This is a genomic window from Streptomyces luteolus, from assembly GCF_029968015.1.
Lineage (GTDB): Bacteria > Actinomycetota > Actinomycetes > Streptomycetales > Streptomycetaceae > Streptomyces > Streptomyces luteolus.
Genome location: NZ_JASCIS010000003.1, coordinates 1 through 19,330 on the forward strand (window position 1 = coordinate 1; position 19,330 = coordinate 19,330).

14 protein-coding genes and 1 pseudogene are annotated in these 19,330 nt (G+C 68.1%); 9 read left to right on the top strand and 6 right to left on the bottom strand.

All coding sequences use genetic code 11. The annotated features are described in order from the left end of the window. Positions 1–995: 995 nt before the first annotated feature. Complete coding sequence (locus tag QIT00_RS03185) at positions 996–2,306, top strand: helix-turn-helix domain-containing protein (RefSeq protein ID WP_282533506.1); 1,311 nt, start codon at positions 996–998, stop codon at positions 2,304–2,306. Positions 2,307–2,470: 164 nt separating this feature from the next. Here the strand turns inward: QIT00_RS03185 and QIT00_RS03190 are convergent, their stop codons facing one another. After that, complete coding sequence (locus tag QIT00_RS03190) at positions 2,471–2,968, bottom strand: hypothetical protein (RefSeq protein ID WP_282533507.1); 498 nt, start codon at positions 2,966–2,968, stop codon at positions 2,471–2,473. Between the two features lie 941 nt (positions 2,969–3,909). On the opposite strand from QIT00_RS03190, the gene QIT00_RS03195 reads away from it, so the two are divergent. The 4 genes and pseudogenes from QIT00_RS03195 to QIT00_RS03210 form a co-directional block, all read left to right on the top strand. Further along, a complete protein-coding gene (locus tag QIT00_RS03195; RefSeq protein WP_282533508.1) occupies positions 3,910–5,094 on the top strand; it encodes a S8 family peptidase in 1,185 nt (394 codons plus the stop codon). 98 nt (positions 5,095–5,192) lie between these two features. Beyond that, a complete protein-coding gene (locus tag QIT00_RS03200) occupies positions 5,193–6,530 on the top strand; it encodes a M14 family metallopeptidase (RefSeq protein WP_282533509.1) in 1,338 nt (445 codons plus the stop codon). A gap of 122 nt (positions 6,531–6,652) precedes the next feature. Beyond that, complete coding sequence (locus QIT00_RS03205) at positions 6,653–7,336, top strand: esterase/lipase family protein (RefSeq protein ID WP_282533510.1); 684 nt, start codon at positions 6,653–6,655, stop codon at positions 7,334–7,336. A gap of 1,039 nt (positions 7,337–8,375) precedes the next feature. Beyond that, a pseudogene (locus QIT00_RS03210) lies at positions 8,376–8,598 on the top strand (alcohol dehydrogenase catalytic domain-containing protein); the annotation flags it as partial. A gap of 190 nt (positions 8,599–8,788) precedes the next feature. Here the strand turns inward: QIT00_RS03210 and QIT00_RS38875 are convergent. The 3 genes from QIT00_RS38875 to QIT00_RS03220 all read right to left on the bottom strand — a co-directional run bounded on the left by QIT00_RS38875 (position 8,789) and on the right by QIT00_RS03220 (position 12,344). Then, the gene (locus QIT00_RS38875; protein ID WP_408909714.1) at positions 8,789–8,923 is read right to left on the bottom strand and encodes a transposase; all 135 of its coding nucleotides are present in this window, start codon (positions 8,921–8,923) and stop codon (positions 8,789–8,791) included. A 404-nt stretch (positions 8,924–9,327) separates the two neighbouring features. Continuing rightward, positions 9,328–10,248: a hypothetical protein gene (locus QIT00_RS03215; protein WP_282533511.1), complete on the bottom strand. Its 921-nt coding sequence runs from the start codon at positions 10,246–10,248 to the stop codon at positions 9,328–9,330. Next, positions 10,245–12,344: a hypothetical protein gene (locus QIT00_RS03220; protein ID WP_282533512.1), complete on the bottom strand. Its 2,100-nt coding sequence runs from the start codon at positions 12,342–12,344 to the stop codon at positions 10,245–10,247. The genes QIT00_RS03215 and QIT00_RS03220 overlap by 4 nt, the downstream gene beginning before the upstream one ends. A 184-nt stretch (positions 12,345–12,528) precedes the next feature. On the opposite strand from QIT00_RS03220, the gene QIT00_RS03225 reads away from it, so the two are divergent. Together QIT00_RS03225 and QIT00_RS03230 are read left to right on the top strand one after the other, a co-directional pair. Continuing rightward, the gene (locus QIT00_RS03225) at positions 12,529–13,044 is read left to right on the top strand and encodes a RipA family octameric membrane protein (protein WP_282533513.1); all 516 of its coding nucleotides are present in this window, start codon (positions 12,529–12,531) and stop codon (positions 13,042–13,044) included. Between the two features lie 95 nt (positions 13,045–13,139). Further along, positions 13,140–13,631: a hypothetical protein gene (locus QIT00_RS03230; protein ID WP_282533514.1), complete on the top strand. Its 492-nt coding sequence runs from the start codon at positions 13,140–13,142 to the stop codon at positions 13,629–13,631. 703 nt (positions 13,632–14,334) lie between these two features. On the opposite strand, the gene QIT00_RS03235 is transcribed toward QIT00_RS03230, so the two are convergent. Further along, positions 14,335–15,627, bottom strand: coding sequence for a glycoside hydrolase family 27 protein (locus QIT00_RS03235; protein WP_282533515.1), 1,293 nt, complete (start codon positions 15,625–15,627; stop codon positions 14,335–14,337). A gap of 219 nt (positions 15,628–15,846) precedes the next feature. Here QIT00_RS03235 and QIT00_RS03240 point away from each other — a divergent pair, with 219 nt between their 5' ends. Continuing rightward, on the top strand, positions 15,847–17,883 hold the full coding sequence (locus tag QIT00_RS03240) for an NPCBM/NEW2 domain-containing protein (protein ID WP_282533516.1): 2,037 nt from the start codon (positions 15,847–15,849) through the stop codon (positions 17,881–17,883). Positions 17,884–17,905: 22 nt separating this feature from the next. Beyond that, entirely contained in the window at positions 17,906–18,625 is a 720-nt protein-coding gene (locus QIT00_RS03245; protein ID WP_282533517.1) for a heparin lyase I family protein, read from the top strand. Positions 18,626–18,670: 45 nt separating this feature from the next. Here QIT00_RS03245 and QIT00_RS38880 read toward each other — a convergent pair whose 3' ends face one another. Next, positions 18,671–19,162, bottom strand: coding sequence for a hypothetical protein (locus QIT00_RS38880; protein ID WP_408909715.1), 492 nt, complete (start codon positions 19,160–19,162; stop codon positions 18,671–18,673). Positions 19,163–19,330: the final 168 nt, after the last annotated feature.

The following is a 19,330-nucleotide window of genomic DNA, read 5'->3' on the forward strand; positions in this document are numbered from 1 at the left end:
CCGGCCAAGGATCGCATCGTAACCGCGCCAGAGCTCTAATGACAGATCCGATCTCCTGCCTGGCGAAGGCGCATTTTTCACCAAGATTACGATCTAGGGGTCAGCACACCCATTTCGGTGATGCAGGCTTTCAAAGAGGCGGAATATATGGGCGTAGTGTTATCCCTTCGCTCCTCGATCGAAGGGCTAATCGGCGCAGAGAAGCCCGAAGAGGAATTGGCGTCGATTTGGCTCGAGGAAGCTCACGCATCCCACGATCCTCGCGATAACGGAGTGACTGGTTCCGTCAGATCCCCCGAAGCGAACGCGAGGCGCCCGCGGCGGGCGTCGCCGCCGTCGGCGCCCACGCCAGACGCTACTTCGCCCGCCCCGACGCCGGGTGACGGCGGCCTTCAGAGCTTCAGGATCAACTCATTGCCCCTGTGTCACGTATCTCGGCGATACCCCGAATCGGCCTGGAAGACGTGCTCCACCTTCCCGACGCCATGCCCGCCCCGGACAACGCCGCCCTCGTCTGCGTGGCCCGCGAGATCATCCAGCACTCGCGCAGGGCACACCCCAGCCAGTCGTGAACACGGGCTCCGCGGGAGCTCCTTGACCCAGATCATGGAGGTGGAGGTGGATGCTGTAGGCCTCGGTCGGGCCGACGTCGCCCCTGGTCGCCGGGGACACCGATGCGTACTGCCGTGGCGAGAGTCCACCGCGGACTCGCAGCGAACAGACGCTGCATCCGATCGGTCAGCCCCAGCCGGTGCAGCTCCGCGAATCCCGTTCCCACACCGAACGGCAGCTCGCCCTACCCCCGTGGGAACGAACACCGCTGCTGGTACTCCGAGTTCGGCCGCGATCTCGTAGGCTGACACTGCTCCGCGGTAACGCTGCGGCCGTCGGTCGGGAGGCCGAGGAACGCCACGCGTCGCCCGGCTTCCCCGTCCTTGTCGCCCGAAGTCGAAGGTGGCGCGAACGGGTGATGAGGAGGGGCTACAGTGACGGACATGTCCGACGACGCGTTGCCCATGGGAGCAGACGTTCGAGGGATCGGGCCACGCTTGTTGCGGCTGCGTACTGTGGAAGGCGCCACCCAGGCCCACCTCGCCGGGGACTCGTTCACTCGTGCCTACGTCTCGTCTATCGAGGCGGGCAAGCGCACTCCGTCACCTCGTGCCGTGGCGCACTTCGCCGACCGTCTCGGTGTCAGGACGGAAGATCTCTGCTTCGACTACGAGCCCGGCATCCGCGGGCAGTTGCGCCAAGCTCTCGCGGACGCACGGATCGCCCTCTCCGGCGGCGAGACCGACAGAGCGCGGGAGGCCTACCAGCAGGCCATGGCGGAGGCTGACCGCCGCCAGGACCCTGAAGTTGGCGCACAGGCGCGGTGCGGACTCGGGATGATCGCTCGCCACGAGGGTGACCCAGACCAGGCCGTCGCGCTCTTCACGCGGGCAGAGAAACTACTCTGCGGCGCACCGCTCAGGTCCAGACTCCAAGCTGTCGTCGGAACCATGGGGGGGCTGTTCGCGCGCGGTGCGATAGACCAGGCGCTCACCCTCGCCGAGGAGCATCTGCGGGAGGCTGAGCTGACGGGGCAGATTGAGGCGGAGTTCTCCCTGCGGGCTGCCACCGTGCTGCCGCATGTGGAGCGGGGCGACCTGAACCGGGCCGCGGCAGCTGCGGACGCAGCGCTGCGGATCGCTGCGCGCGTCCGCGACTCCGAGATACTCGCCCAGGGTTACTACCACATCAACCGTGTTCTGGTCGTGCAGTCACGCTACACGGAAGCGGAACGGGTACTGGCCCGGGCCCTGACCCTCAACGAACACCTCGGCCTGCGCACCGAGGTCGGTATGTGCCACTTCGCGCGAGGATATCTCTCCGCTTGCCGAGGCGATCTCGGCGCAGCCGAGGCGAGTCTCCGTGAGGCGACCGCGCACTTCACGGCAACACGAGCGCTGCCTCGCCTCGTCAATGCCAACGCCGAACTGTCCGAGGTGCTGCGTCGGCTGGGCCGCACCGACGAAGCGATGGACCTCGTGCGGAAGTGCCGTACCCTCGCTCGGCGCAGTCACGATCCGGAGCAGGCGGCCGAACTCGACCGGATCGAGGCCCAGACAGCGGCCGACATCGGGGAAGAAGCCGACAGCGAGCAGCTGTTCCGCTCCGCACTCGAACGTTACGCCGGCGTCGGTGCCGCCTACGAGACCGGCCTGACCTGCCGCCTTTTCGGCGACCGGCTCATGGCATGGGGGCGTACGGCGGAAGCTGCGGAAATCTACCGCCGCGGCCTGACGGCTTGGGAACGCGGCTAGCGACGGGGTGCCTTGCGGCGCACCCTCCCGATGACAGGGGTGTCGCCGACCGGTGTGCGTAGGGGCCGCTCGTCTGCCGTGGCAGGCGACTGTTCATTGGTGGAGGGCGGCCCATGCGGCCCGACCTCCGATCGGCCCCCCTCCGCAACGGCTACAACGGAGGCTCAGTTGAAGGTGACGGAAGCGTCGGCGGGGTCGGCGTCGACCGTGCCCGGGCACAGCGGGCCGCCGGAGACCTTCTGGGCGGTGAACGCCCTGTTCGTGTACTGCCTCGTCGTTCCCTGCCGGTCCCACTGGACGTTGGCGGCTGAGTAGCGGCAGGAGACCCCCTGGCTGCCCGAGATGTCGATCGTGTCCGAGGTCGCGAGGGCGTTCGCGTCATCGAAGGTGAACGTCGGGTCGTTGTTGAGCGTGCCACTGGCGCCCTCGCCGCAACTGAGGTTGCCACCCGGCTGGTTGACCGTGCTCCGGTCGACGGTCAGGGAGTTCGGCGGGTTGGCGTTCGTGCTTCCGCCGGTCCAACTGCAGGCGATATCTCCGATCGTGAAGCTTCCATCGACCTTCTGATCAGCCACGTTTCCGACCGCGCTCGCCGCCGAGGACGCCGCGAGGACGAGCGCCGTGGTCGCTGCGGCAGCACTGAGCTTCGAGAGGTATGTCATGGAGCATCTCCTTCTCTCACCGGTTGGTTGAGCGGTGGCTCCCGCGGCTCCGAGGCACTCACACCGCTCTGTCTGGAACAGGCTTGCCATGCCCATGCAGATACAGCGGAGATTTCCGGGCCGCCAGGGGAATGGGCTGCGGACGGGCGTGAACCCGTCACTGTGCCAACTGACGTAACAACTGTGACCTGCTCTGTTAACAGTCTGAATCTGGCCGGAAAGAACTCACTCGCCGACGATCCGAAACGAGGCGTCGGCCAGGTCGGCCAGGCCGATCGCCGGCCTTACGTCGTCGGCTCCGCAGCCTGAGTTCCGTATGCCCGGCAGGGGGTGGAGCCCCGCCCGCCGCCGACGAACTCCCGCAGGTCCCAGGTGACGGAGGGCCGCCAGGTCCTGGGTGGAGTCGCCCGGTCGTCACCGCCGAGGGTGACAGCCCGATCCCGGCACACGGCTCCAGCAGCACCTGCGGGCGCGACCGCGATGAGCAGGGCTGCGGCGTTGCCGGCCCGACGTCGTGGACCTCGCGCAGGCGTGGCGGGCACGCTCCGGTCCAGCCCCTCACGTAGCGCCCAACGCTCAGTCCTCACAGGGCTCTTGACGCACCTTCGGGTTGCGGCCACACTTCCCACCGCGAGGTAACAGCGTTCGAATTCCCTGTTGACAGTTGTGGTGCAAGGCGGAGCCCCGCCCGGAAACTGTCCCGCTTCCGGGCGGGGGGAGAAACGGGGCTTCGTTCAGAGACCGTGTCGCAACGCACAGGGGGCGGCAGGTGTTCCAGGGCGCTGTTACCTCGCTCCGCACCCGAACGGTTCAGCGCAGCCGTGCTCCGCACCGTGTGCTCCGACCCGGAAAGTCCGGTGCGAGGCAGTCAGTCCGTACGTGTCCGTGATCCGGTCGACGAAAGGTCTGGTGCCCCACCCATGCGACCCCTCACACGCCGAATGAGCGCATTGATACCCGCAGTTCTACTCGCGGCGGGTATGCAGTTCGTCGGCTCCCCGGCCCACAGTGCCGCCGCTCCCACCGGCGACGTCCGTCTCGCACCCGAGCAGACGGCCATCGCCAACAGCTGGATCGTCGTCCTCAAGGACGGCACGACGTCCACCCCGTCGGTCGCGAACCAGTTGACGCGGCGCGGCAACGGCCGTCTCTCGCACGTGTTCCGCACCGCGGTGAACGGCTTCTCCGCGAAGATGACACAGGCCCAGGCACGCAAGGTGGCCGCCGACCCCAGAGTCGCCTATGTCGAACAGGACGCGAAGGTCGCCCTCACCGACACACAGCCCAACGCGACCTGGGGCATCGACCGCATCGACCAGCGCGATCTGCCGCTGAGCGGCACGTACACGTACAACACCACCGCCTCCAACGTCCATGTGTACGTGATCGACACCGGACTGCGTACCTCCCACAACGAGTTCGGCGGCCGCGCGTCCATCGGCACCGACACCGTCGGCGACGGCCAGAACGGCAACGACTGCAACGGCCACGGCACCCACGTGGGAGGTACCGCCGCCGGTTCCACCTACGGTGTGGCCAAAGGCGCCGCAGTCGTCGGCGTCCGCGTCCTGGACTGCGAAGGCTCCGGCACCACATCCGGTGTCATCGCCGGTGTGGACTGGGTGACGTCCAATGCCGCCAAGCCCGCCGTGGCGAACATGAGCCTGGGCGGCGGTGCGAGCACGTCGCTCGACAACGCGGTGAAGAACTCCATCGCCTCCGGCGTCTCCTACTCCCTGGCCGCCGGCAACGGCAACATCTTCGGCTTCCCCGAGGACGCCTGCAACGTCTCCCCGGCCCGGGTCGCCGAAGGCGTCACCGTCGGCGCGACCGACAGCTCCGACCAGCGCGCCTCCTTCTCCAACTACGGCACCTGTCTGGACCTGTTCGCCCCCGGCGTGGACGTCACCAGCGCCTGGAAGGACAGCAACTCCGCCACCAAGACCATCAGCGGCACCTCCATGGCCGCACCCCACGTCGCCGGAGCCGCCGCCCTCTACCTGGCCGACAACCCCAGCGCCAGCCCGGCCCAGGTCCGCGACGCGATCGTGAACAACGCCACCAACGGCAAGGTCCAGGACCCGAAGTCCGGCTCCCCGAACAAGCTCCTCCACTCGCTGTTCTGACCCTCGTGGAACACGCCTGACTTCCGGCGGGCGCCCGCATCTGTGGCGCCCGCCGGAAGCCCTGCCCAGGCACGACCCCCACACTTCCAGGAGCTCCCATGCGACTGCGCATGCACGGCAGCAGGGTCACCGTCCTCGCGGCATTACTGACCTTCGCGATCGCCACGCCGCTCACCGCGACCGCCACCCCGTCCCCTCCTCACCGGCCTCCGACCGTGAGCGCTGAAGAGAGCATCAGGCAGTACGAGATCCACGGCCCCTCCACCGTCGCCGCCCGAACTGCCCTGGCGGCCACCGGTGTCGCCATCGACGAGGTGGGCGACCACACCGTCATCGTCAGCGCCGACACGACACAGGCCAAGAAGCTGCGTGCTCTCGGATACAAGCTCGAAGCCCTGCCCGCGCCGCCTGACCGCACCGGCGAAGGCACCGTGAATCCGATGGACTTCCCGCCGTCCGACTCCCAGTACCACAACTACGCGGAGATGATGGCGGAGATCGACCAGCGCGTGCAGCAGTACCCGTCCATCATGAGCAAGCAGGTCATCGGCACGTCGTACGAGGGCCGGGACCTGGTCGCCATCAAGATCAGCGACAACGTCGGTACGGACGAGAACGAGCCCGAGGTCCTCTTCACCCATCACCAGCACGCGCGTGAGCACCTCACCGTGGAAATGGCGCTCTATCTGCTGCGCGAGTTCGGCGAGGACTACGCCACCGACACGCGCATCGCCGACGCCGTCAACGGCCGTGAGATCTGGATCATCCCCGACCTCAACCCGGACGGCGGCGAATACGACATCTCGACCGGCGACTACAAGAACTGGCGCAAGAACCGCCAGCCCAACGCAGGTTCGTCCGCCATCGGGACGGACGAGAACCGCAACTGGGACTACAAGTGGGGCTGCTGCGGCGGCTCCTCCGGCAGCCCCAGCTCCGACACCTACCGCGGCGCGGCCCCCGAGTCGGCCCCCGAGGTGACGGCCGTCGCCGACTTCGTCCGCTCTCGGGTCATCGGCGGCGAGCAGCAGATCAGCGCGGCCATCGACTTCCACACGTACAGCGAACTGGTGCTGTGGCCCTACGGCTACACCACCGACGACACCGCCCCGGGCATGACCCAGGACGACCGCGACGCGTTCGCCTCGGTCGGCCAGAAGATGGCCGCCAGCAACGGCTACACACCCGAGCAGTCGAGCGACCTCTACATCACGGACGGGTCGATCGACGACTACCTCTGGGGCGCCCACAAGATCTTCGGCTACACCTTCGAGATGTACCCGACCTCGTTCTGGAACGGCGGCTTCTACCCGCCCGACGAGGTGATCGGGCGCGAGACCAGCCGCAACCGCGACGCCGTACTCCAACTGCTGGAGAACGCCGACTGCATGTACCGCTCCATCGGCAAGGAAGCCCAGTACTGCGCCGGTACGTGAGCCGCACATACCGCTGCGCCCGGTAGGCCTCACCGGATGACGCAGTCACCCGGTACCGCGGACTCCTGTCCGAGCCGCGGTACCGGACTCCTCTCTCCAACTCGCCCGACATGGAGTCCGTCATGCGCATCGCGCCTCGCACCACCCTGACCACGCTCGCCGTCGCCGCACTCACCGCCGTCTCCCTCCAGACACCGGCCGCGGCCGACGCCGAGCCCGCAGCCGGACCCGACCCGATCGTCCTCGTCCACGGCTGGAACTCCAGCGGCTCCACCTGGGACACCATGGCCGACCGGTTCACAGCCGACGGCTGGCCGGCCACCCACCTCGACCAGTGGACCTACAACACCAGCCAGTCCAACGTCACCACCGCATCCCAACTCGCCGAGGAGATCGACCGCGTGCTCGCCGCCACAGGCGCCACCAAGGTCGACGTCATCACGCACTCCATGGGAGGACTGTCCTCCCGCTACTACACCAAGAACCTCGGCGGAGACGCCCAGGTCGACGCCTGGATATCCCTGGGCGGCCCCAACCACGGAACCGACACCGCCAACCTCTGCGGCGACACCTCGTGTGCAGAGATGCGCCCTGGCTCCACCTTCCTCAACACCCTCAACTCCGGTGACGAAACCCCAGGAGTCTCCCGCTACGCCACCTGGTGGTCTCCCTGTGACAGCATCATCAACCCCGACAGCAGCGTGGCCCTCACCGGCGCCACCAACACCGAGACCGCCTGCCTCAGCCACGGCGAACTCCGCACAGACGCCACGGTCTACAGCCAGGTGAAGGCCTTCGTCGGCTGAACGGCAGTGCGGTCACTGTGTGTTGCGGACACTGCGGGAAGCATCGGTCGCGCTCTGCTTTGACATCACCCACCCGGCCTGGGCACTGCGCGATCTCTCCGTCGAGCTGACCGGGCCGATCTGGGGCGATGGGGGTTATGCGGCTGCCGCAGCCGCTGCGCCCGCACGAACCCGGATGCAGGTCGGGCCGGTCGCACCCCATCTCCCAACAGGCTGGGTCGCAGGTCGCTTTACACCCTGGAGTTCGCCCCTGCCACCCTCGGCCGGGCTTGGCCGGGGCGGAAAGGTTCCAGCGCAGGGCCGAGGGATACGCCGACCGGGAGATCAGTATCCGCACCACCGGCATGCTGTCCCTGCGGGGTGCGGGGCGCGGGGCCGGGGGGGGCCGGTGTAGCAGCGGATCCGCGGTTCGTCAGTTCATACGCGAGAAGTGCGAGTAGCACCTGCGGCGTCCGCAGTACGGTCGGCGGTGCGGAGCCTGCCCGGTTTCTGCACCAGCTGTCGCAGTTCGTGATCGAGGGTCTTGCTCGCGCAGGAGTCGGCCCTTGTCCGTCGCCGACTCCTGTCGGCCGCTGTCCGGTCCCGCTCGGCCGGCTGAGCCTCAAGCCGACCGTCGCGATGTCCAAACACAAGCCCTCAGACGGCAGTTGCCCATCGCTGCGGATCGGCTCCGGACACGGGCTGGGACATCGGCCAGTGGCGCGGGCGCGATATCCGGCAGGCCAACGGTGGCGGATACGGACCACCACCTGGGCAGTGGGGAAGGCGCCGGCGGATCGGTATCCACCACCCACACCGGGGCCGTCGTCGGCGAGGCGAGTGCTTGGGCCGCGGCCGTTACTCCTGCGGTGTGGACCCTCCGGGGACAGCGGCCTCCAGTTGATGGAGGGCCTTGGTCATGGCGCTGCGGGCGTACCCGGTGCGGCGGGCCATCTCGGCGGGCCCGATCCCGGCGGCCTGTGCTCATGGCAGGACCTCGCGCAGCGACTTCTCCGCCGCCTCGGTGGCCTCCCGCGAAGTCTCACGTTCTGTGGCGTGACGCCGGGGCGACTTCGTGGTCGCGCCCTTCGTCTGGTCCGACGGCACGTGTGACCACTGCCGCGAGGGCCTGCATACTTCCTGCCCGCACGGCGGGTTCTGGGGCGAGGTCGGCTCCGACGGCGGGCAGGGCGAGGCCGTTCGGGTGCCGTACGCCGACGGCACCCTCGTGCAGCTGCCCAAGGACGCCGCCACCGACGAGAAGCTGCTTCCCGGTCTGCTTTCTTCCGCACCTACCGGCAAGTCACTGGCGGTAGGAGGGCGATGGGAAGCGGCAGCGGTCGGGATGTGCATCGGGGCGCTTGCACACGAACGGAACGCGTTCTCCCTCAACTTCGAGGATTCGACGTTGGAGTTCCCTCAGGTGAACAAGTTGGCCAAGAGACAGTGCAGTACTCGCCGCCGGCTTGTGCTTCACAGCCAGCCTCGAAGAGTTTCCGGGCTGATTCCGAGTTCACGACCGGCCTCAGTGACGGTCGTGCTCGACCGCAGGGAGATCTGGACGGCCTCTTCCCGGAGCTCCGGGGTGTACCTGCTGAGTGGTGCCACCTATTGGTTCTTCCCTCGCCGCCGCACCCGGACCAGTGCGCCCGGCCCTCCACGCGGCGAACACCGGATCGATCAGGGCCCATCGGGCGTCGGAGACATCACTGCGGTAAGGCCGGCGAGCACTCTGCCCTGGGGCAACGACCCTCGACCCCTGCAGTCACAGAAGCATCCCGAACTACCAACTACCTAGATCAGATGCCCTCTCAGGGCTCGTTGTGGGTCAGGGCGTTGGACGTTTCGGGGTTGTGTTCCGTCAGCGCTTTACTGTGGCACTGCACACGTCAGGACAAGCAGGGCCCCAGGAGGGCGATTCCGTCGCAGGGATGCCCCAGCCGCATCGTGAACGGGATCCGCTGTCAAGAACGTTGCTCATGAGGGCGCTCGGCATCCTGGGGCAATGCCGACTACTTCCTACGGACGATCTCCTTCAGGTTGGCCTCATAGACTTCTTCGCCGACGCGGTCCCCGCGCCGTCGGCACTCGTGCAGGCCCTTGCGGGTCCATGCCCGGGCCTCGTCGCGGTCGCCGAGGTGGAAGTGGTTCAGGCCCAGCAGGCCGCAGAGCTTGCCGAGAAAGCGGCGGGCGGGCGAGTCCTCGGGGTATGCGTCCAGTTCGTCGAGGAGCCGCAGCAGTGCCCGGTTACTCTCCACGAACAGGGCTCGGTCGCTCAGCCGCTGCGCGTGCGTCAGGGCCTCCCGGCAGGCACCCAGTCGGCGTCCGTCGGTGGTGCCGCGGCGTATCTCGCGGGCGGTGAGCAGGTCTTCGAGGACTTCGGCGGCTCGTTCCGCGTCTCGGCTCCCGGTGCGGCGGGTCAGTTCGTGGGCACGGTGGGCGTGCTCGATGGCTGTGTCGAGGTCGTTTCGCTTGGCCGCGTGTGTGGCCAGGCGGGAGTGGATGACGGCCACCCAGCGGTCGTCGGCCAGCCCCTCGCCGAGTTCTTCGCGGAGCAGTGCGTCGGCGGCCTCGAACTCCCCGTCCTCGGCGAGGATCTCCGCCTCGTGGAGCTTCTCCATCGGGTGGCCCGGCTTGTCGGCTCCCGACAGTTGGCGCAGCGCGGCGGGACGGCCCAGCCCGTCCAGCTCGCGCGCGATCCGCTGAGCCGTCAGCAGGAAGGGCCGCATGCCGTCCATGTTGCTGCGGAAGCTCTCCCTCAGTTCCCGGGGCACGCTCAGCCATGCGTCCCGGTCGGCGTCGAGTTCCGCGGCGTGCCGTCGGCACAGTGCGCGGAAACCGGCGTGGTTCCCATCGCGGTCGGCCACGCTGAGGGCGCGCAATACACGTCCCAGCTCCCCTTCGACGTACTCCCCCAGATGCGGAACCTTCACCGGACCGACGCCCCCCACTGCAGCAGATGGCCGTACAAGTGCATGTACAGCAGGCCGGACGGGTGCTCGTAGCCGTCACCCCACCCCGACAGGAGGCCGCTGTGCGGTGCGCCGGGCGCCACGTCGCCGACGACCTGCTCCACGTTCTCCTCGGTGTGGTCCAGGGACACGGTGATGGCCGGGAGTCGCGCCTCGTACGCCACGCGGCACAGTGCTTGGCCCACGTCGTTGGCGACCAGGCCGGACTTTCCCATCACCACCCACACGTCGGCCCGGACGGGCCGCGCCCGCACCCGCCCGTGCGGCAGGTGCCCGACCGGGACGGGGTCCACCGCAGTCCAGCTCCCCGAGACGAACGTGACGCGCAGTTGCTTCTCCAGCTCCGCCTTGTGTCGCCGTACCCAGGACGAGATGAGCACGGCTTCCCCCTCGCACTCGGCGACGACCGCGACATGGCAGGTCTGCCTGGTGCCGGTGGTGTCCAGGTCGGGGAAGCGCCAGTACGGCGTCACGTCGGGAGGCTCTGGGTCGGCCTTCCGCTCCTCGGTGTAGCCCCGAAGGTTCAGGCCACCCCACCCGTCGAGGGAGCCGATCACACGGACCGGCCGCCCGCCGTCGACCGGCTGTGTCCCCGAGTAGTCCGGCATGGGGATGAGGATCTTGCCCTCCCCCATGTCCGGCAGCGGAACAACGCCCGTCACCAGGGCCTGCCGACTCATCCGGCCGTGCGGCACCGCGAAGGAGAGCATGCGGTCGTAGAGGTAGGGAAGGTCGCCCGGCTCCGCCATGGACAGTCCGAGCCGGCGCACGCACTCCCCGCGGGTCTGCAGCCGGAACACCTCTGTGTCCAGCAGCCCGCGCCAGATGACGAGTTGGCGGTCGTTCACCAGGCTGCGCAGCGACTCCGCGTCCGTCGCGGGGCCCGACGGCCGCGCCGATCCACCGGTGTGCAAGATGTCCGGATGCCCGCCCGCCGTGGAACTCAGCGAGGTCGCCGCCTCCAGGCTGCACCAGGCCCGGCCCAGGTAGTCGGCGACGTCGTCCAGCAGTACGAGGGTGCGACCGGCGAACTGCAGCAGGAACAGCGATTCGAGGGTTCTGCGGAACAGCCCCTGTTCCTCGGGGGAGCGTGGAGCCTGCGGCACGCACGTGTAGTCGTACCAGATATGGATGCGCTCCAGCAGCATCCGGAGTGCGGGCAGGGCGTCGAGCAGGGCACTCAGGCGCTCCAGGCCGATGTCGTCGGACGCCTCGGCCGCGCCGAGTTCGACCGCGTCCATGCCGACCCGCTCCAGTTCCTGGGCCACAGGCGCGAGCGACGTGTCGTCCAGCACTTCGCGCAGGACCCCGACCAGCAGACACTCCGCCAGGTCCGATCCGGCCACTCCGACCGGCATGTTCATCGCGGCGGGAGCGACCTGACGAGGGGTGTGCAGTCCACGCCGGTGGGCGACCCGGACCGCTTCGCACATCGAGGCGACCAGATGCCACGCGACCAGGCGCGCCTGCGTGCCGTCCGGGTCGGGCTGTCCCTCGTCCAGCCAGCGGTGCGAGACGAACACATGGTGCCGGCCGGCGAAGACACCGCGCACCAGCCGGGACGCCTCACGCATCTGCGGAAAGCGCGCGTACCGGATGAGCTCGTCCAGTGGCAGCCAGCGCGAATCGGTCAGGTGCGTCCAGACCGACATGGTGGGCTGGGCACGCACGTCCTGCGGCTTGCTGAGCCCGTCGAGCATGCGGTGGCGAACCGTCAGGGGAAACCTGCCCACCACCTCACCTCCGGGTTCGGCCATGGCGTACAGCAGCCCCCGCTCGATGCCGACCCGGAACTCCCCGTCAGGCATGACGAGGTGCCTGTGGGCGAGGAAGTCACGTTGCCCACTGAGCCGGGCCAGGTCGGTGGGCAGTCCCGCCCGCTGCCGCTTCCGCTCCTGCTCGGCGCGGCCCGCCAGGGTCTCGACAGCGAGGAACGGCACCTGCGGGCAGGCGCACAGATAGCGGTACGCGATGTCGTCGTACGTCCGCTCGGCCCCGCCCCGGGCATAGGCCAACGCCTTGGCGGCCGCCTCGCCCGCGCGCCGGACGTACAGCAACCGTGGGTGACTCCGCAACTTCTCTGGCGGGATCGACAGCATAGCCTCGACATCATCGGCCGGCGGTTCGCTCCGAGACAAGCAACTCACCTTCCTTCAAAGGGATTTATGCCCGACGATGCGATCAAAGCACGTATCTTCTCAGCAGGGTTGGGGAGCGGGACGACTACGGGGAGATGCCTCGATGGCCGAAATCAGTGACTCACTGTGGAACGACTGCATCGGCTCGGAGAACTATCACGACGCGAAGGCCACCTATCACGCCGCGATCTTCGAGCAGTACAAGCTGTGCGTGGAGATGGCCGACCGGGTCAGCGCCCGGCGCAATCTCGCCAACACCTTCTTCCTGACCCTCCACACCGGCCTGCTCGCCTTCCTCGGCGCCTGGTTGTCCCAGGAACGCCACCGCGAGGTGTCGGTTGTCCTCGCCTTCGCAGCCTTGCTGGTCCTCCTTGGCATGTGTGTCACCTGGTGGTTCACCGTCCGCTCCTACCACCAGCTGAACCGGGGCAAGTTCGAGGTGATCGGCGCGCTGGAGGAGCGGCTGCCGGCGCGCACCTTCGTGGCCGCCGAGTGGCGCGCTCTCGGCGAGGGCCGGGACTGGCGCGTCTATCTGCCGCTGAACCGGGTCGAGCGGTGGATCCCTCTCCTCTTTGCCGGGGCCTACGTCCTGGGGTTCGCCGCCACCATGGCTCTGTGAAGCGCCGATGGTCCGTGCCTCTCGATCGGCTCAATCGGTGACCGCCACCGGATAGAGTGACGGCCACATCGCCCGGGCCGGAAGGGGGTTGGCGCGTGGTCACGGTCGCCGTCACCGGTCACATGGACCTGGCCGACGAGGCAGCCGGAGCGGTGCGCACGGCCCTGCACGAACTGCTGGTCGGCCTGCGCGGCGACACACTCGTGGGGCGTTCCTGCCTGGCCCGCGGCGCTGACACCGTATTCGCCGAGGAAATCCTGGCCCTCGGCGGTCGACTGTCGGCGATCATCCCGTCCAGAGACTACCGGGACGCGGTAGTGGCCCCGGCAGACCTCATCAGGTTCGACGCACTCTGCGAGGCCGCCGACGAGATGGTGATCATGCCGTACGAGCACGCGGGACGTGCGGCCTACGAAGCGGCCAACTCCCGCCTTCTCCAAGGCGCGGACTGTCTGCTGGCCGTCTGGGACGGCAGCGCGCCCACCGGCCGTGGTGGCGGCACGGCGGACACCGTGGCCGCCGCCCGCTCGGCCGGGCTGACCGTCGACATCGTATGGCCTCCTGGTGCGCGCAGGTCCGGCGCCTGACAGCCACGCTCGGCGCCGGCCTTACTTCCGCAGTCTCGTGGGAGGAAGGCGATGATCCCCGCCGGAGACGGGGGGCGTGCGAGTGGACTGCGCAAGTTCCTCCCGGATGAACCGGGTAGACAGACCGGATGAACCAGGTAGGCAGAACAGAGCACCTCGTGGCGCACAGGTTCTCTCTGCCACCCATCGATGGTGGCCAGTGCTGCGGCAGTGGGAGCCCCACGAGCACAAGAACAGCGACAGGCCCACCACCCGGAACTGAGCGCGACGAAGACTCCAGCGGCGAGGCGGTCTCCCTGATCGACTCCTCCGCAGCCGAAGCAGTGGCTGCGGGCCGGATTCGACCTTCAGCGAACCCACGACAACAGTGCGCTGCCCGGGCATCCCGCGACGTCCTGAGTGCGGCGGGCGCCTCTCACGTTCACTCACCGATGAAGAGGAGCGCTCACCGGCACGTCATCGGCCCTCCCCGGCTCCCCCGCAAGGATTCACGGCGTCAGCGCCCGCGTTCTTCTTGTCGCGCATCGCCGCAGTTCCCGGTGGCGCAGAGGATACGCACCTTGTGTCCGGCCGGACTGATCCACCGTCAGAAGGGCAGATCCGCGCGGCAGGCGGTGAACGCTGCGGAAGCGGGAGTCGACGCAGACAGACGTCGCGTTTGACTGTCTCCAGCGCATCGGGTCCGCGATCCGCTCCCCACCTGTCACTCGGTGGGGCCCACCCGGAAGAGGGCGACACCGTGTGCGGGTACATCCGCGCTGATGGTGGAGCTGACGCTCGTTTCCTCACGCGTCCACAGGTTGCGGGCCCGGTAGGTGCCGTCGTCCATTCCCGCCTCGCGCAGGGATGCGCTGATGGTCTTCGGTGACTTGGTCCTGTTGAAGAGCAGAACGGCGCGGTCGCCATTGGACAGGGGCTTCACCCATACCTCCCGTCCGCCCTTGGACCTGACGGGCTTCCCCTGGATGCCGAGGGGATCCTGGTCGATGGCGATGACCTCGCGGTTGGTCAGAATCGCCCGGATCTTCTCGGGCATCGCCCGTACGTCGTTCCCGGCGATGAGGGGGGCGGCCATCATGGCCCAGAGGCTGAAGTGGGCGCGGGCCTCCGTGTCGGTGAGGCCCTTGAAGCCCTCCACGTCGTAGACACCGACCTCGAGCATGTCGGGGTCGTTCCAGTGTCCCGGCCCGGCCTGGTCGGCGAGGTGCCGGTTGATGTCGACGATGTTCACGACGCCCATCGGGTAGGCGTTGTGGTGACCGGTGTTCCACACCGGCTTGATGTCCTCAGTGGTGCGCCACATGTCGGCGATGTGGCCCCAATCGTAGCTCGCGCCGTTCTTGTCGTCGTGGTAGCTGTTCGGGTTGATGCTGTAGACGATCGGCCGGCCCGTCGCCTCAAGGGCGTCACGCATGGTGGTGAACGCGGCCTTCTGGTCCTCCAGCGACCCTTCGGGCGAACACCAGTCGTACTTGAGGTAGTCGATGCCCCAGGAGGCGAAGGTCCGGGCGTCCTGCACCTCGTGGCCGCGGCTTCCCGTTTCCCCTGGGTAGGCGCCGCCTCGCTGCGCACAGGTCTTTTCCGTGGGCACCTGGTAGATGCCGAGCCGCAGGCCCTTGGCGTGGACGTAGTCGGCCAGAGCCTTGATGCCGTGCGGGAAGCGGTCGGGTGCCGCACGCAGGTTGCCCTGAGCGTCACGCTCGGGGTCGAACCAGCAGTCGTCGATGACCACGTAGCGGTACCCGGCTGACGTCATGCCCGAGTCGACGAGGGAGTCCGCCATCTGCCTGATCAGGTCCTCGTTCACATCGCAGCCGAAGGTGTTCCAGGTGTTCCAGCCCATCGGTGGAGTCGACGCCACTGCGCGGGCGTCGTGCTGCGGGGTGGCCTGGTCGGCGTTGCCTGCCGGCGCCATGGTCAAACTGACCCCGGCCATGACGGCCGTCAAGGCCACGACGGTGTGGATCCGGCCGCGCCTGCTCATGGTGGCTGCCACTGGCGTCACGACTCCTTCGGTGTGGCGATGACCGGTCGGACACCCGTGGTCCGCACCGGAGGTGATGAACGGTCATCTTGGCTTCGGCCCAGGTGCGTCAACCACACCGCATGAACGGCGGCGCGCGGGATGGACTTCCTCGTCGGCTTCATGGACTCTCCGAGTCCATCGGCGACAGCCTTGGTGCGCGGCAATCCGAGTTTGGCTTTACTCCTCGCCATGAGACGCGTTCTGACCGCCGTGCTCGGGTTGGCTCTGCTGGGTGCTGCCCTGACGCCGGCCTCCAGTGCCGCCACGCCCGCCGAACCGGCCACCACCGTAACGCCGTTGACCCAGACCCCGTCCCTGGCCCGGACCCCGCCGATGGGCTGGAACAGCTGGAACGCGGTGGGCTGCGACGTCGACCAGAAGCTCATCACCGACACGGCCGACGCCATCGCGGCAAACGGCATGAAGGACGTGGGCTACGAGTACGTCAACATCGACGACTGCTGGAGCCTGAAGCAGCGCGACACCCAGGGCAGGCTCGTCGCCGACCCGCAGAAGTTCCCCCAAGGCATGAAGTGGCTCGCCGACTACGTCCACGACCGCGGTCTCAAACTCGGTATCTACGGGGACGCAGGCACCGCGACCTGCGCCGGGTATCCCGGCAGTCTCGGTCACGAGAAGGCGGACGCGCGGACCTTCGCCGACTGGGGAATCGACTACCTCAAGTACGACAACTGCAACAACGAGGGCCTCCCCGCGGTCGACCGGTACCGCGCCATGGGCGAGGCCCTCGCCGAAGCGGGCCGTCCCATCCTCTTCAGCATCTGCGAATGGGGAGCCAACCAGCCCTGGAATTGGGGCACTTCGGTCGGCGGACAGATGTGGCGCACCACTGGAGACATCACCGACGACTGGGACAGCGTCAAGTCCATCATCCGCAAGAACCTCACTCTGGCCGAGCATGCGGGGCCGGGCCACTGGAACGATCCCGACATGCTGCAGGTGGGCAACGGCGGTATGAGCGAGCGGGAGTACCGCACCCACTTCGGCATGTGGGCCATGATGGCCGCGCCGCTGCTGGCCGGCACCGATCTCGCGAAGGCCTCCGACACCACCATGGAGCTGCTGCTCAACCGGGAGTTGGTCGACGTCAACCAGGACCGGCTGGGGAAGCAGGCTGACGTGGTGGCCGCCGAGGGCGGACGTTACGTGCTCGCCAAGCCCCTCGAGGACGGCTCCGTCGCCTTGGCCCTCTACAACGAGAACGACTACGCGGCGACGATCTCCACCTCGGCCAAGGACGCGGGGCTGCCACCGGCGGAGGAGTACACACTGCGGGACCTGTTCACCCACACCGAAGCCCGCACCACCGGCACCCTGCGGGCGTCTGTCCCGGCCCACGGGGTCGTCATCCACCGGGTACGCCCGTCCGAGGCCGGCGACACCGTCACCCCCGCCCGGTCCTTCGGCCTGGACGTGCCACTGCTGTACGACGGCGCTCCCGCGCCGCTGGTCACCCCCGGCAAGTCCGCAACGATCCGCACCCGACTCACCGACCTCGGCCGCACACCGCTGCTCGACGCACGCGTGCGGCTGGAGGCGCCGTCCGGCTGGTCGGTGAAGCCGCAGGACCGGACCTCGGCGCAGTTCGTGCGCGAAGACCGGCCCCTGGCCACGAGATGGCAGGTCACTCCGCCGGCCGGTCTGGATCCCGGCCGGTACCGACTCACCTCGACCGCCCGGTACCGCCTGCCGCACGGCCGTACCGTCGCGGACACCGCGACCACCCTCGTCACCGTCGCCAAGGCCCCACCCCCCGGCGAGTCGTACCTGAGCGACACGGAGTGGGTGAGCTCCACCAACGGCTGGGGACCCGTCGAGCGCGACATGGCCAACGGCGACCAGGCCCGTGGCGACGGCACCCCGCTGACCATCGACGGCACCGCCTACGCCAAGGGGCTCGGAACGCACGCGTGGAGCGAGGCCGTCTACTACACGGCCGGCCGCTGCTCCCGGCTCACCGCCCGCGTCGGTGTCGACGACAGTCAGGACGACGTCGCGCCGCAGCGCGGCACGGTGACCTTCGAGGTGTGGAAGGACGGCACCAAGCGTGTCGACACCGGCACGCTGTCCTGGCGGGATCCGGCCGTGCCGATCGACGCCGACCTCGAAGGCGCCCGGTTCGTCAGCCTGATCGCCACCACGGCCGCCGACGGAAACGGCAACGATCACGCCAACTGGGCCGATGTCCGCGTCAGTTGTACGTAGCAGCCTACGAACGGAAGCCACTATGAGGCAGCGTCTGTGCTGGAACGTAGTCGTCCTGGGTGCCGCGTTCTCCCTCGTCACCGCCTCCCCCGCCGTCGCGTCAACGATCTGGGACGGGGACGCCGCCCGCGGTACGGGTGTCTTCGGCGGTATCGAGTGTGAGGCACCGGGAAGTGTCACAGTCTCCGACTTCGGCGGTACCCGCGGCAAGGTCTTCAAGTTCAACAAGCCGCGCGGGCTTCAGCGATGTGAAGCGCGCGGCGTACGGGCCGACGGCGACGAGTACACCTTCAGCAACAACTCCACGTACTTCTTCGGCTGGTCGACGGCGACGAACACGGACGACGCCGCGACGATCTTCCAGTGGAAGTCGTATCCGAACGGCCAGCAGAACTATCCGGTGCTCATGAAGGTCGAGGGGGGCGTCCTGAAGCTCTTCCATATCGAGGCCGGACAGGTCTGGGACCTGATCTGGAGCACGCCCGTGACGATCGACCACTGGAAGCACATCGCCCTGGGTATCCGCACTTCCAGTTCACCGGACGGCGGCTGGGTCGAGCTGTACTACAACGGACGGAAGCAGACGTTCGACGACGGCTCCCAGCGTTTCGTCGGCCGCACCTGGGACACGCTCAACAAACCCAAGTGGGGCACCTACGGAGCCGAGATCGCCGACAAGCCCGCCATCAACTGGGTGGACGACCTGCGGATCGGCACAACGTACGCCGACGTGGCCCCCTGACGCCGGCCTCGTCGAGTCTCTGCCCAGTGCCCGCGAGGACGCGGCTCATGTCTCACTCACTGCGTCCCCGCTCGCCGGTAGCACTCTGAGGACGAACGCGCTGGCCGCCGCTGTGCCGGTCAGTTCGGGCACCACGTACCTGGTCACCACGGAGTTCCTCCCGCCAGGCAGGCCATTGGTGTCCGGCGCGCTGTGGCCGCAGGTCACTCGACGACTGGGACGTAACCTGGCCTCGATGTCCAGGCGGCGTCGTTCGGTTGGCTGGAGCCCATTGACATGGTCCCAGTGCCTCAAGGTCATTTCGTCCTCGTGCCACTCGATGCAGTTTGCGGCGTTCAGGGTCACGGCGAAGAAGCGCCACGTGCTGCGGGGTCGCCAGTCGCTTGCCGCCTCGATCGCTGCAGCGGTCGCCTCGCGTTGCGCTTCCTCCACGTCGAGGATGGCTGGTGCCGCTGATTCGAGGTGTTCCGTCCTGCCGGATCGTCCCGACCAGGACGAAACCGTGGTGTTCAGCGGCGGCACGAGCATGTTGAGCAAGGTCCGGTGCTACCTGCGCGAAGGTGCCCAATCGGTGCCGGAACCTGGGTTCATGATGTCCGCTCAGAGTTCGTGAGTGCAGCACAGCGTCTTGCAATGGGCCAGTGCCCATCGCATTCCCAACGGCCAGTTGTGATGTCACCCTCGTTCGGAATCGGGGACGCGCTC